The following is a 12,416-nucleotide window of genomic DNA, read 5'->3' as shown; positions in this document are numbered from 1 at the left end:
GCTAGTCCACCGGCCTCAACTCGCGTTCGACTTCCGCGGGCGCTTCGGCCTTCTGAAGGTTGCTGCGGAAGGCGCAGAGCGCATCATGCAGCTGAACTTGAAGATCCTTGCCGAAGCCCTGCGTCGCGTTGCGCTCGACTTCGCAGATCTCCCGGTCGATCTGCTTCAGCTTCGCATCGGCCGCTTCCGAAAGCACGATCCGCTTGGCGCGGCGGTCGAGCGGATCGGGTTGGCGTTCGATCAGGCCGCGTGCCTGCAACTTGTCGAGAAAGGCGCTGACCGTCATCGGCTCCAATCCCATGCGGGAGGCGATGTCGAGCTGGCGACTGCCGTTGATGGCGGCGACCTGCATCAGCGTACGTGCTTCGCCCGCCGTCAACCCCAGCCCGGCGACAAGAATGCGTCGCTCGAAAGCCGTCCTGATCAGTCGGGCACAATCGCTTACAAGAAAAGCAAGCGAGTCCGTGTTAATCCTGCTGTTCATAAGCGCTTCCCTACCTACGCTTTTTAAGTTTTTGGGGCCCCACTACGTTCTTATTGATTTCGTCCGCTTAACACAACGGCTTCCTGAGACTTAAAACGACCAGCGGCTTGACCGGGTTTCGCAGATTGCTACTCTCGCGCGATCACCAGCAGGAACATTCATCATGACGCAATCACTCGTTGTCGGCGCCTTCCTCGCCGCGCTTTTCTACGTGCTCATTCCCGGTCCGGCCTTCCTCGCCCTGCTCGGCATAGGTGCCGGCCAAGGGCGCAAGGCGGGTGCCTTCTTCGTCAGCGGCCATCTGCTCGGCGATCTCGTCTGGTCCACGCTCGCCCTGGTCGCCATCGTCGGCGCAAAGACCATCGGCACCTTCGTTTTCGATCTGCTTGGATTGCTGTGCGGCTTCTATCTCGCCTGGATCGGCTGGAGTGCCGTGACCGCCAAGCCGAAGGGCGATGGCAAGGCGCTCGTCAATGTCGACCGCCCGTTCCGTCGCGGCCTGATCTTCGGCGTCACCAATCCGAAGGGATATCCGGTCGCGCTGGCAACCTTCACGGCTCTTGTCGCGGGCTCCGCCAGCGCATTAACCTTCAGCGCATTGCCGCTGCTGCTCATCGTTTCCTTTGTCGGCTTCATAACGGCCGACCTCATTCTCGTGAGCATCATCGGGGCGGGCGCCGTGCGTCGCTTCTATCGCGCGCATGAGCGGCTGATCGTGCGTTGCTCCGGCGTGCTGTTCATGGGGTTTGCGGCGCAGGCGCTCTGGCATGCCACGCCCGGCCTGCTCGGCTGGCGCAAGGCCTGATCTCATCGGATCAATTTGTTCGGCCCCCGCCATACCAATTCGGCGGGGGTAGCCTTATATCGTGCTTCGATCAGATGTCTGTCGAAAGGATGCCCGCATGTCTTCTCACGCTACCGTCAATCCTGCGCTCACCGAATGGACCGGACATCAGGGGCTGCCGCGTTTCGACGCGGTGAAGGACACGGATTTTGCAATCGCCTTCGATACGGCACTCGTATCGCATGAGGCGGAGATCGATGTGATCGCCGGGAACGGTGAGGCGCCGACCTTTGCCAACACGGTAACCGCGCTCGAGATCGCCGGCGACGCTCTGTCGCGCATTTCGGCACTGTTCTGGAACAAGGCTGGTGCTCACACCAATGATACGATCCAGGCGCTGGAGCGCGAGATCGCGCCGAAGATGGCGCGGCACTATTCGAAGATCGGCACGAATGCGGCGCTTTTCTCCCGCCTCGACGCGCTCTGGGAGGGTCGCGAGGCCCTGGGGCTGACGCTGGAGGAAACCCGCGTGCTGGAGCGGCATTGGAAGGGCTTCGTCAAGTCGGGCGCCAAGCTGCCGAAGGCCGAGCAGGAGCGGCTCTCGGCAATCAACGAGAAGCTCGCCGGCCTTGGCGCTCAGTTCGGCCAGAACGTGCTCGCGGATGAAAAAAGCTGGGCGCTGCTGTTGTCGGAAGAGGCCGACCTTGCCGGCCTTCCCGACTATCTGCGCGATGCGATGGCGGCTGCGGCCCGCGAACGCGGCGACGAAGGCAAATATGCCGTCACCCTGTCGCGCTCGATCATCGAGCCGTTCCTGACATCTTCCGAACGGCGCGACCTGCGCGAGCAGGCCTTCAATGCCTGGGTGGCGCGCGGCGCCAACGGCGGCAAGACCGACAATCGCGAAATCATCCGCGAGACGCTGGCGCTGCGGGCGGAGAAGGCGAAGCTGCTCGGCTATGCCGACTTTGCCGAACTCAAGCTCGACAACACCATGGCGAAGACGCCGGCAGCGGTGAACGATCTTCTGATGACCGTGTGGACGAAGGCGGCCGCGCGCGCGGGAGAGGAGGAAAAGGATATTGCCGGGCTGATCGCCGAGGAAGGCCGCAATCACGAGGTCATGCCCTGGGACTGGCGGCACTATGCCGAGAAGATCCGGACGCGGAAGTTCGATTTCTCCGAAACGGAGCTGAAGCCCTATCTGCAGCTGGAAAAGATCATCGCCGCCTGCTTCGATGTCGCCGGCCGCCTGTTCGGCATCAAGGCCGTCGAGCAGAAGGGCATTCCCACCTATCATCCCGACGTGCGCGTCTTCGAGATCCGCGATCGCTCAGACAAGCTCGTTGCCTTGTTCCTCGGCGATTACTTCGCCCGCAGCTCGAAGCGTTCCGGCGCCTGGATGAGCTCGTTCCAGTCGCAGCACAAGCTGCCGCTGAAGAACGGCCATGTCGGCGAGCTGCCGATCATCTATAATGTCTGCAACTTCGCCAAGCCGGCGGAAGGCAAGCCGGCGCTATTGTCGCTCGACGATGCCCGTACGCTGTTCCATGAATTTGGCCATGCGCTGCACGGCATGCTTTCGAACGTCACCTATCCGTCCGTTTCGGGCACCGGCGTTTCCCGCGATTTCGTCGAATTGCCGTCGCAGCTCTATGAGCATTGGCTGACGGTGCCCGCCATCCTGAAGGAATATGCGGTTCACTACGAGACCGGGGCGCCGATTCCGCAGGCGCTGCTCGACAAGGTTCTGGCGGCCCGTACCTTCAATGCCGGGTTCAACACGGTCGAGTTCACCTCCTCGGCGCTGGTCGACATGGCCTTCCACACCCGCGGCGCGGTCGAAGATCCGATGGCGGTGCAGGGGGAGGTGCTTGCCGAGATCGGCATGCCGAAGTCGATCGTCATGCGCCATGCGACCCCGCATTTCCAGCATGTGTTTTCCGGCGACGGCTATTCGGCTGGCTACTATTCCTACATGTGGTCGGAAGTGCTGGATGCCGACGCCTTTTCCGCCTTCGAGGAAACCGGCGATGCCTTCAACGCCGATATGGCCGCAAAACTGAAGGCCAACATCTATTCCGTCGGCGGTTCGATCGACCCGGAAGACGCCTACAAGGCTTTCCGTGGCAAGCTGCCGAGCCCGGATGCGATGCTGAAGAAGAAGGGGCTGGCGGCCTGATCCCAGCTATCGGACTTCGATAGCCGGACGCTGGATTCGATGGTTTAAGGAGGCGTGGAAACGAGCTTTCGCGCCTCCCCCCTTTCGCAATCGCGAAAAAAAGGCTATGAGCGCGCCAAACGTAATTGGCGTGTTTACTTTATACAGCGCCCCAGCCTCAGAGATTAAGACAAATGGCACTTCGCAACATCGCGATCATCGCGCACGTTGACCATGGGAAAACCACCCTCGTTGACGAGCTTCTGAAGCAGTCCGGTTCCTTCCGCGAGAACCAGCGCACTGTTGAGCGCATGATGGATTCCAACGATCTGGAAAAAGAACGTGGCATCACCATTCTCGCCAAGGCAACCTCTGTCGTCTGGAAGGGCGTTCGCGTCAACATCGTCGACACGCCAGGCCACGCCGACTTCGGCGGCGAAGTCGAGCGCATCCTGTCGATGGTCGATGGCGCCATCGTGCTGGTCGATTCCTCGGAAGGCCCGATGCCGCAGACCAAGTTCGTTGTCGGCAAGGCGCTGAAAGTCGGCCTTCGCCCGATCGTTGCGATCAACAAGATCGACCGCCCCGATGCGCGTCATGAGGAAGTCATCAACGAAGTCTTCGATCTCTTCGCGGCACTCGACGCCACCGACGAGCAGCTCGATTTCCCGATCCTTTACGGCTCGGGCCGCGCCGGCTGGATGAACTATTCGCCGGATGGCCCGGTTGATGACGGTCTTGGCCCGCTTCTCGATCTCGTGCTGAAGCATGTGCCGGAGCCGAGTGTCGGCGAAGAAGACGGCGCGTTCCGCATGATCGGCACGCTGCTCGAATCCAACCCCTTCCTCGGCCGCGTCATCACTGGCCGCATTCATTCCGGCTCGATCAAGCCGAACCAGGCCGTCAAGGTTCTGGGCCAGGATGGCAAGCTGATCGAAACCGGTCGCATTTCCAAGATCCTCGCCTTCCGTGGCATCGAGCGCACGCCGATCGACGAAGCCCATGCAGGCGATATCGTTGCGATTGCCGGCCTGTCCAAGGGCACCGTCGCCGACACGTTCTGCGATCCGTCCGTCACCGAGGCGCTGCACGCCCAGCCGATCGATCCGCCGACAGTCACCATGTCCTTCATCGTTAACGACAGCCCGCTGGCCGGCACCGAGGGCGACAAGGTTACCTCGCGCGTCATTCGCGACCGCCTGTTCAAGGAAGCCGAAGGCAACGTCGCGCTGAAGATCGAAGAAGCCGAAGGCAAGGATTCGTTCTACGTTTCCGGCCGCGGCGAATTGCAGCTCGCAGTTCTGATCGAAACCATGCGCCGTGAAGGCTTCGAGCTTGCCGTATCGCGTCCGCGCGTCGTCATGCACAAGGACGAAGCCACCGGCCAGATGCTGGAGCCGATCGAGGAAGTCGTCATCGACGTCGATGAGGAGCATTCGGGTGTCGTCGTGCAGAAGATGTCCGAGCGCAAGGCCGAAATGGTCGAGCTTCGTCCGTCCGGCGGCAATCGCCTGCGCCTGAAATTCTTCGCGCCGACCCGCGGCCTGATCGGCTACCAGTCGGAACTGCTGACGGATACGCGCGGCACCGCCATCATGAACCGTCTGTTCCATGATTATCAGCCCTTCAAGGGCGCGATCGGCGGCCGCACCAATGGCGTCCTGCTCTCCAACGCCTCCGGCGAAGCCGTCGCCTACGCGATGTTCAACCTGGAAGACCGTGGTCCGATGATCATCGAGCCGGGCGAAAAGGTCTATGCCGGCATGATCATCGGCATTCACTCCCGCGACAACGACCTCGAAGTCAACGTGCTCAAGGGCAAGCAGCTGACCAACATCCGCGCCGCCGGCAAGGATGAGGCCGTGAAGCTGACGCCGCCGATCCGCATGACGCTCGACCGCGCTCTGTCCTGGATTCAGGACGACGAGTTGATGGAAGTGACCCCGAAGTCTATTCGCCTGCGCAAGATGTATCTCGACCCGAACGAGCGCAAGCGCTTCGAAAAGGCACGCACCGCCTAAGGTCTAGCCTGTATCGCTTCGAACTATTCAACCCCGGCGATTACGCCGGGGTTTTTATTTGCATGTTCGGTTTTTGAGCCCTTGTCCTAAAGGTTAAAAAGTCGTTAATTTTTGTTAATGATCCACGGATAAAGCCTGTGGGCAAGTCTGCCGTCTTTATGAATGAGGATGGTTAATTCGCGTTGGTAAGACCAGAGTAGACGTTATGAAGACGTTGTCGATTGATGTTCGGCGGGCAGAACCCCATGATGCCCGGGCCATTTCGGAGGTGCACCGCCAGGCGTGGCAGTACACCTATGCCGGCATCATTCCGCATCGCGCGCTTGGCCAGATGATCGAGCGCCGAGGGGAAGCCTGGTGGCGCAAGGCGACCAGCGGTCCGGCGACGCTCTTGGTTCTGGATGTTGCCGGCGAGATCGCAGGCTATGCCACGCTCGGCCTCAACCGCGCCCGCGCGCTGCCGCAAGAAGGCGAGATCTACGAACTCTATCTGCGCCCGCAATATCAGGGTCTCGGCTTGGGGCGTATGCTATTTGGCGAGGCGCGCAGGCTGTTGAAGTCCCTCGGCTGCAAAGGGCTGGTCGTCTGGTGCCTCGAGGAAAACGAGAATGCCGACCGCTTCTATCGCGGGCAGGGTGGCGCGGATTTCTGCGAGGGCATCGAAACCTTCGACCACAGGCAGCTGAGAAAGATCGGCTTCGTCTGGCCCTGAGCGGCGCTGTAGCGCTTTAAATCTGCTGCATAAATTTGTCCTTAAATCGGAATCGATTTAAGGAATTATGCAGTAAATCCGCCTCTTTCCCGATGCGTTGTTGCGTTGCGGCATGATTCCTATTATTGGGCTGGCGGCAACCATCCTTATTTAGGGGACAAGCATGCGTATCGACGCGATTTCCATTGGCAAGAACCCGCCCGAAGACGTCAACGTCATCGTTGAAGTGCCGGTCGGCGGTCATCCGATCAAGTACGAAATGGACAAGGAGGCCGGCACGCTGGTCGTCGACCGTTTCCTCTACACGCCGATGACCTATCCGGGCAATTACGGTTTCGTTCCGCACACGCTCTCCGACGACGGCGACCCGATCGACGTGCTGATCGCAAACACCCGTCCGCTGATCCCCGGCTGCGTCATCAACGTTCGCCCGATCGGCGTGCTGATGATGGAAGACAATTCGGGCAAGGACGAGAAGATCATCGCCGTTCCCGCGCCGAAGCTGACGATGCGCTACGACAAGGTCAAGGAATATACCGACCTGCCCGAGATCACGCTGAAGCAGATCGAGCATTTCTTCGAGCACTACAAGGATCTGGAGCCCGGCAAGTGGGTCAAGATCTTCGGCTGGAAGGGTTCGAAGGAAGCCGGCGAACTCATTCTCGAAGCAATCGAGCGCGCCAAGAAGGCCTGATCACAACGGCCTTCGGTTACGGCGCAAAGCCTTCCAATCAAATCCTCCGGTTCGCCCTCGATCCGGAGGATTTTTTTGCGCGTCGTGTCGCCGCTGAGGAAGGCAAGCGTGGATTTGGGGATATCGAGGCTCTTTGAAAGCAGGGCGTCCGGCGCCTTGTTAGCTGTGCCCTTTTCCGGCGCGACTGAGACGCGCGCCTTCAGATAGCATTCGCCGTCACCGCCGGCTTCCAGCCCATCGAGCCCGTCACGCCCTCCATTGGGCGTGAGCCGCACCGATCGTCACAGGTGATCCGGAAAAGCCCGCCAGGGCTTGTTCACCGCAGGAACAGGGGGACGATCGAATTCCACATCAGCGAGCGAATGAAGAAGATGAGCAACAGCAGGATGACCGGCGAGATGTCGATGCCGCCGAGATCAGGCAGGATGCGGCGGATCGGGCGCAGGGCCGGCTCGGTGACCGCATAAAGGAAGTTGCCGACGGAATTGACGAACTGATTGCTCGAATTGATGACGTTGAACGCATGGAGCCAGGAAAAGATGGCGCTGGCGATCAAGATCCAGGTATAAAGATTCAAAGCCAGATCAATGGTTTGAAATAAGGCGAGCATGTCCGTCTCCAATTCGCGGTTGACAGACATGTAGACATTGGCGACTAAACGGGCAAGTCCCATGCTCCGAAGCATGTTGAATCATGTTTAAAAGGCAGGCGCTTGCGCTAGCCGCCGCGTCGGAAAGTCTCGTCCCATGTCGTTCGCCGCCAGCGGAGACCGGTTTGCCGCCTTCAGGCACGTTGCCTATACTTACTTCTTCTTCGCGCGGTTTTTGACATCCTTCGCCACGCAGATCGTCAGCGTCTCGGTCGGCTGGCAGATGTATGCGCATACCGGCCAACCGATCTATCTCGGCCTGATCGGCCTGGTGCAATTCCTGCCGTCGCTATTGCTGATCCTGGTGACGGGCACCGTCGCTGACCGCTACAACAGGCGCATGATCGCGGCGATCTGCATTTTCGTCGGCACCATCTGCACCGCCGCGCTGCTGTTCCTGACCGTATCCGGCACCTTCGCGCCGCTACCGGTCTTCATGATCCTCACCGTCTTCGGCATCGAGCGCGCCTTCATGACGCCGGCCATGCAATCGCTGGCGCCCAATCTCATCCCGCCCGCGGACCTGACGAATGCCATCACCTGGAATTCGATGTCCTGGGATGCCGCCGCCATTCTCGGTCCGGTGGCGGGTGGCCTACTCTACGGTGTCGGTCCCGAAATTGCCTATACGGTTGCCGTTCTTTTCTTTGGGGCCGGCTCGATACTGACCTTCCTGATCCCGAAGCCGCAGCAGCGCGTGGCGCATGAGGCGCGAAGCCTGAACGAAATGCTCGCCGGCTTCCGGTTCATCTGGTCGGAAAAAGTTGTGCTCGGTGCGGTCTCGCTCGATCTCTTCGCGGTGCTGCTCGGCGGCGCCGTCGCGCTGATGCCGATCTATGCGCGCGATATCCTTGATCTCGGCCCCTGGGGCCTCGGCCTGCTGCGTGCAGCGCCGAGCTTCGGTGCGATTGCAATGGGCCTGTTTCTGGCGACCTATCCCATCCGGCATCGTGCCGGAATCTGCATGTTCATCGGCGTCGCCTTGTTCGGCCTGGGAACGCTGATCTTCGGCATCTCGCATACGCCGTGGCTGTCGATATCAGCCCTCGCCATCATGGGCGCCTCCGACCTGATCTCGGTCTATGTCCGCGAGACGCTGATCACGCTCTGGACGCCCGATCACGTCCGCGGCCGGGTCAATGCCGTCAACATGGTCTTCGTCGGAGCGTCGAACGAGCTCGGCGAGTTCCGTGCCGGCACCATGGCTCATTATTTCGGCGCGATCCCCGCTGTCGTCATAGGCGGTATCGGCACGCTCGCCGTTGCCGGTCTCTGGGCGACGGGCTTTCCGCAGCTTCGCCGGATCGACAGCCTCAGGGCGCCCGATCGCGACGGCGAGCCGCAGCCGGCCTGAGGAGTGGGTGATGACAAGGCAGCCGGATCGATATGCTTCGTTTTCGGCGCTGTGTGAGCACGAGATCGAAGGTGTCGACTATTGCATCCGCATGGAAGACCGGTCATCGCGAGTGGCCATCATCGCTCCTCATGGCGGCTTCATCGAGCCTGCTACGTCGGAAATCACGCTGGAGATAGCGGCCGAAAGCTTTTCCTTCTACTGCTTCGAGGGGTTGAGCGCGGACAGGCTGCATCATGAGCTGCACCTGACTTCCGGGCATTTCGACGAGCCGATGGGTCTCGGCCTCGTGTCCCAATCGCTGATCGTTATCACCATCCATGGCCGGTTGGACAGGGGCGATCCGGAAACAAGCTGGGTCGGCGGCCTCGATACCTCGCTTGGCGATCTGATCGTTCAGGCTTTGCGCGGGAATGATTTCGCGGCGGTTGCGAGGGCGAAAGGGGAAGCTCTGGCGGGGGCAGGCGCCGGTAACATATGCAATCGCGGCAGGCGGAATGCCGGCGTTCAGCTGGAGATTCCAAGGCACGTCAGGGATATGCTCTTGGCGGATGCGGGGAGGCTACGACGATATGCCGGATCGGTGCGTGGGGCGATCGAGCAATATGATCGAATTCTAGCAGCGGGCTAAGACTTCGGCCGACATTGCCTGCTTGCCCGCGAAAACCATGTCGAGGAATTCGGATAGCCAGGCCTTGAGCGCGGCATCGAAGATCATGCGGCCTTCCAGATGCTCGCGACCCTGCTGGGCGTTCGGCATGCAGAAGCGATGCTCGCCATGCACCACCCAGCGCTGCATCATGGCGCGGGTAAGCTCGGCATGGAACTGCAGGCCCCAGGCATTGGCGCCGTAGCGATAGGCCTGGTTGGGATAGGTGTCGGCCGTTGCCAGCAGATCGGCGCCGTGGGGCAGCTCGAAGCCTTCGCGATGGAAATGATAGACCATCTGCGGCCAGCGCATCAGCAGCCGGCCCTTTTCCGTTGGCTGCAGCGCATACCAGCCGATCTCCGTCTTGCCGTCGTCGCGCGCCTTCACCTTGGCGCCGAGATGGCGGGCGAGCATCTGCGCGCCGAGACAGATGCCGAGATAGGGACGGTTCTCATTGAGCGGCACCTTCAGCCAGTCGATCTCGGCCTTGACGAAATCGTCCGGGTCGTTGGCGCTCATCGGGCCACCGAAGACCACGGCGCCGGCATGCGCCTCGAGCGTCGAGGGCAGGCGATCGCCAAGCACCGGACGGCGGATATCGAGATCGTAACCCTTCTCCAGCAGCATCTGGCCGACACGGCCGGGGCTGGAGCGCTCCTGATGCAGGACGATCAATATAGGTCTTCCAGCGCTCTTCGGCGCTTCAATCATCATTTCCTGTCTCCACCTTGGAGCCGGGCGCGCGTGCGGCCGCTTCCTGGCGCTTCATGATGCGCTCGCGGTCGGAAATGCCCATCAGATCGGCGATGCGCCAGATCGCATGGTCTTCCATCTCGCTGCGCTCGCCATCGGCATAGACGATATCCCAGAGGATGCCGAGCAGCTCCAGCCGTTGTGCGCCATCGAGATGGCGCTTCAGGTCCGAGGTGAAGCGATAATAGTCGACCGCTTCGCTCTCGGCCTCCTCGCCGGCGGCGATCAGCTGATCGAGCTGGCGGCCGTCGAGGCCGTATTGCTCCTTCAGGAGCTTGCGCAGCCGCTTCTTCTCGCTGTTCTCGATCTTGCCGTCCGCCTCCATGACCTGGATGCAGAGGGCTGCGACCGCGACGCGCGGGTCGTCGGGTGCAAAGCCGGATTTGGGGTGGTCCTGGGTCAGGTTATGAAGGAATTCCTGAAAGCGTTCGAACATCCGTTTCCATTCTCAAAGCAAGGAGAGCAGGGTTCTTGGGGCACCGTGCTCCATCTTTTCGTCGTCACGCAATTCCAGCAAAACCGCTGCGCAGCTTTGCTGGAATTGCTCTAAAACAGCTTGAGCCGTGTCTTGGGGGCCGGTTCAAGTCTATGATCCTTCACGCCCGGATCGTCCGGCGCCCCCCCGAAAAAGGGTCGGGGGTCCGACTCCAGCTGCGCCGGATTTGGCGCTGCGGCGGATGCGCTCGACGCGGGCTTTGCCCCTGCGGGCTCCAATTCCATGACATAGGTATCGGCGGCCGGCGATGCAACTTTCGGTGAGGTCACCTTCTCGTGCGCGGTTGCGGAAGCCGCCTCGCGCACCGGCGGCAACGACTTCAGCGCTGCATCGACCGACACAATGGAACCTTCTTCGACCGGACCTTCGATCTGGCCGAACGGCGCCTTCCATTCGAAAGCGTCGAGACGGCCGGTGATCGGCGACAGCGGCAGCCATTTTTCCGAGACGACGCCGTCGGCGACCCAGGCCGGATCGCGCGGCGCGCGCAGTGCCTGCGCCATCCAGTGGCGGACGCGACCCTGATCGCTGGTTTCGGCCTCTTCGATATCGGCGAGAAGCAGGAAGGCACCTTCGCGTGCGTCGATCCGTGCGGCGGCTTCGGCCTTGGCGCGGGCCTTGGCGAAATCGCCGGCATCCGTCGCCGCCTTTGCCGTAAGCAGTAGCGCTTCGACGTTGTTGGGGCGGATCGCCTCCAGCCGTTCGGCGCGCTTGAGGCGGTCGGTAACGGAATCGCCGCTGCGCGCCCGCACGTATGCCCTGCCGATCTCCGGATGGGGCCGCGCCTTCCACACCTGTTCGAGAATGGAGGCGGCCTTGCGCACCTTGTCTTCACGGAACAGAGCCTTGGCCGCAATCAGCGCCGCAGGCACGAAATCGTCCTCGAGCTTCAATGCCGCCAACGCATCGTCGCGGGCGCCCGTGGGATCGCTCTCCAGCCTGTCGTTGGCGCGCGCGGTCAGCAGTACGGCGCGTTGACGGTTGGCCGTGGTCTTGTCGACGACATGGGCGACCTTCTGCTGGTCGAGCAGCTTGATGGCATCGTCCCAGCGGCCGGACTGGCTGCGATATTCCAGCGTCGCCTGCGCGGCCCAAGGCAGATAGGGCGCCTGATCGGCGGCCTTTTCGGCATATTGCCGTGCTGCCTCGTGCGCCCCGAGGCGCTTGGCTTCTAGGTAAAGGCCGCGCAGCCCGAGCTCGCGGGTTTCGGGGTCATTGGCCATCAGCTCGAATTTCTGGCGGGCCTCGTCGTGCTTGCCCTCGATCAATGCGGCCTGGGCCTCGAGCAGATTGATGAGCGGCTCCTGATCGGCGCGGATGAGGCCGCGGGTGCGCGCGGCCATCTTGCGGGCCAGCAGTGAATTGCCGGCACCGGCGGCGATCAGGCCGGTGGAGAGCGCCTGATAGCCGCGATCACGCTTGCGGGCGCGGAAATAGCGGGTAACGGAGTGCGGCGAGGTCCAGATCAGCCGCACGAACCACCAGAGGATCATGACGGCCGCGACCAGCGCGATGAGGATCGCGGCGGCCACGATCAGCTTCGTCTGGTAGAGCTGGCCGCCCCATACCAGCGAGAGATCGCCGGGGCGATCCGCCAGCCAGGAGAAGCCGTAGCCGAGAGCCAGGACGAGAATGGCGAAGATAAGCAGTCTGATCATT

The 12,416-nt window shown here is 61.6% G+C and carries 12 protein-coding genes and 1 pseudogene; 7 read left to right on the top strand and 6 right to left on the bottom strand.

Features of this window, described 5'->3' with window-relative positions; genetic code table 11:
* Nucleotide 1: 1 nt before the first annotated feature.
* Complete coding sequence (locus tag ACIQWP_RS18775) at nt 2-484, bottom strand: MarR family winged helix-turn-helix transcriptional regulator (RefSeq protein WP_402790286.1); 483 nt, start codon at nt 482-484, stop codon at nt 2-4.
* 163 nt (nt 485-647) lie between these two features.
* Here ACIQWP_RS18775 and ACIQWP_RS18770 point away from each other — a divergent pair, with 163 nt between their 5' ends.
* From ACIQWP_RS18770 to ppa, 5 genes are all read left to right on the top strand, one after another.
* Nucleotides 648-1,289: a LysE family translocator gene (locus ACIQWP_RS18770; RefSeq protein ID WP_402790283.1), complete on the top strand. Its 642-nt coding sequence runs from the start codon at nt 648-650 to the stop codon at nt 1,287-1,289.
* A 97-nt stretch (nt 1,290-1,386) separates the two neighbouring features.
* Entirely contained in the window at nt 1,387-3,450 is a 2,064-nt protein-coding gene (locus tag ACIQWP_RS18765; protein WP_402790281.1) for a M3 family metallopeptidase, read from the top strand.
* 173 nt (nt 3,451-3,623) lie between these two features.
* Nucleotides 3,624-5,450, top strand: coding sequence for a translational GTPase TypA (typA, locus tag ACIQWP_RS18760; RefSeq protein WP_402790278.1), 1,827 nt, complete (start codon nt 3,624-3,626; stop codon nt 5,448-5,450).
* 205 nt (nt 5,451-5,655) lie between these two features.
* Nucleotides 5,656-6,162 carry a GNAT family N-acetyltransferase gene (locus ACIQWP_RS18755; protein WP_402790275.1) on the top strand — a complete coding sequence of 169 codons (507 nt, stop codon included), beginning with the start codon at nt 5,656-5,658 and terminating at the stop codon, nt 6,160-6,162.
* A gap of 163 nt (nt 6,163-6,325) precedes the next feature.
* Complete coding sequence (ppa, locus tag ACIQWP_RS18750; protein ID WP_402790273.1) at nt 6,326-6,856, top strand: inorganic diphosphatase; 531 nt, start codon at nt 6,326-6,328, stop codon at nt 6,854-6,856.
* Between the two features lie 26 nt (nt 6,857-6,882).
* Here the strand turns inward: ppa and ACIQWP_RS18745 are convergent.
* Nucleotides 6,883-7,131: pseudogene (locus ACIQWP_RS18745) on the bottom strand (DUF167 family protein); the annotation flags it as partial.
* Nucleotides 7,132-7,172: 41 nt separating this feature from the next.
* Nucleotides 7,173-7,496: a YggT family protein gene (locus ACIQWP_RS18740; RefSeq protein ID WP_402790271.1), complete on the bottom strand. Its 324-nt coding sequence runs from the start codon at nt 7,494-7,496 to the stop codon at nt 7,173-7,175.
* 106 nt (nt 7,497-7,602) lie between these two features.
* Between ACIQWP_RS18740 and ACIQWP_RS18735 the strand changes: the two genes are divergently transcribed.
* Nucleotides 7,603-8,859 (top strand): MFS transporter, encoded by a 1,257-nt coding sequence (locus tag ACIQWP_RS18735; protein WP_402790268.1) that lies wholly within the window; start codon nt 7,603-7,605, stop codon nt 8,857-8,859.
* A 10-nt stretch (nt 8,860-8,869) separates the two neighbouring features.
* Nucleotides 8,870-9,490, top strand: a complete 621-nt coding sequence (locus ACIQWP_RS18730; RefSeq protein ID WP_402790265.1) for a poly-gamma-glutamate hydrolase family protein — start codon at nt 8,870-8,872, stop codon at nt 9,488-9,490.
* Here ACIQWP_RS18730 and ACIQWP_RS18725 read toward each other — a convergent pair.
* The 3 genes from ACIQWP_RS18725 to ACIQWP_RS18715 form a co-directional block, all read right to left on the bottom strand.
* On the bottom strand, nt 9,476-10,219 hold the full coding sequence (locus tag ACIQWP_RS18725; protein WP_402790999.1) for a glutamine amidotransferase: 744 nt from the start codon (nt 10,217-10,219) through the stop codon (nt 9,476-9,478). The genes ACIQWP_RS18730 and ACIQWP_RS18725 overlap by 15 nt on opposite strands.
* On the bottom strand, nt 10,212-10,697 hold the full coding sequence (locus ACIQWP_RS18720; protein WP_402790262.1) for a TerB family tellurite resistance protein: 486 nt from the start codon (nt 10,695-10,697) through the stop codon (nt 10,212-10,214). Before ACIQWP_RS18720 ends, ACIQWP_RS18725 begins: the two co-directional genes overlap by 8 nt.
* 110 nt (nt 10,698-10,807) lie before the next feature.
* Nucleotides 10,808-12,415 (bottom strand): heme biosynthesis protein HemY, encoded by a 1,608-nt coding sequence (locus tag ACIQWP_RS18715; protein WP_402790259.1) that lies wholly within the window; start codon nt 12,413-12,415, stop codon nt 10,808-10,810.
* Between the last annotated feature and the right edge of the window lies 1 nt (nt 12,416).

This window comes from Rhizobium sp. NPDC090279, from assembly GCF_044769665.1.
Lineage (GTDB): Bacteria > Pseudomonadota > Alphaproteobacteria > Rhizobiales > Rhizobiaceae > Rhizobium.
The sequence above is the reverse complement of the archived record's forward strand: the minus strand, read 5'-3'. Positions and strand labels throughout refer to the sequence as shown.

What these genes read in the sequence shown, in the direction of transcription:
- typA (WP_402790278.1), top strand. Translation starts at nt 3,624, where the DNA reads ATGGCACTTCGCAACATCGCGATCATCGCGCACGTTGACCATGGGAAA.
- ACIQWP_RS18730 (WP_402790265.1), top strand. Translation starts at nt 8,870, where the DNA reads ATGACAAGGCAGCCGGATCGATATGCTTCGTTTTCGGCGCTGTGTGAG.
- ACIQWP_RS18735 (WP_402790268.1), top strand. Translation starts at nt 7,603, where the DNA reads ATGTCGTTCGCCGCCAGCGGAGACCGGTTTGCCGCCTTCAGGCACGTT.
- ACIQWP_RS18775 (WP_402790286.1), bottom strand. Translation starts at nt 484, where the DNA reads ATGAACAGCAGGATTAACACGGACTCGCTTGCTTTTCTTGTAAGCGAT.
- ppa (WP_402790273.1), top strand. Translation starts at nt 6,326, where the DNA reads ATGCGTATCGACGCGATTTCCATTGGCAAGAACCCGCCCGAAGACGTC.
- ACIQWP_RS18725 (WP_402790999.1), bottom strand. Translation starts at nt 10,219, where the DNA reads ATGATTGAAGCGCCGAAGAGCGCTGGAAGACCTATATTGATCGTCCTG.
- ACIQWP_RS18740 (WP_402790271.1), bottom strand. Translation starts at nt 7,496, where the DNA reads ATGTCTGTCAACCGCGAATTGGAGACGGACATGCTCGCCTTATTTCAA.
- ACIQWP_RS18765 (WP_402790281.1), top strand. Translation starts at nt 1,387, where the DNA reads ATGTCTTCTCACGCTACCGTCAATCCTGCGCTCACCGAATGGACCGGA.
- ACIQWP_RS18755 (WP_402790275.1), top strand. Translation starts at nt 5,656, where the DNA reads ATGAAGACGTTGTCGATTGATGTTCGGCGGGCAGAACCCCATGATGCC.
- ACIQWP_RS18720 (WP_402790262.1), bottom strand. Translation starts at nt 10,697, where the DNA reads ATGTTCGAACGCTTTCAGGAATTCCTTCATAACCTGACCCAGGACCAC.
- ACIQWP_RS18770 (WP_402790283.1), top strand. Translation starts at nt 648, where the DNA reads ATGACGCAATCACTCGTTGTCGGCGCCTTCCTCGCCGCGCTTTTCTAC.
- ACIQWP_RS18715 (WP_402790259.1), bottom strand. Translation starts at nt 12,415, where the DNA reads ATGATCAGACTGCTTATCTTCGCCATTCTCGTCCTGGCTCTCGGCTAC.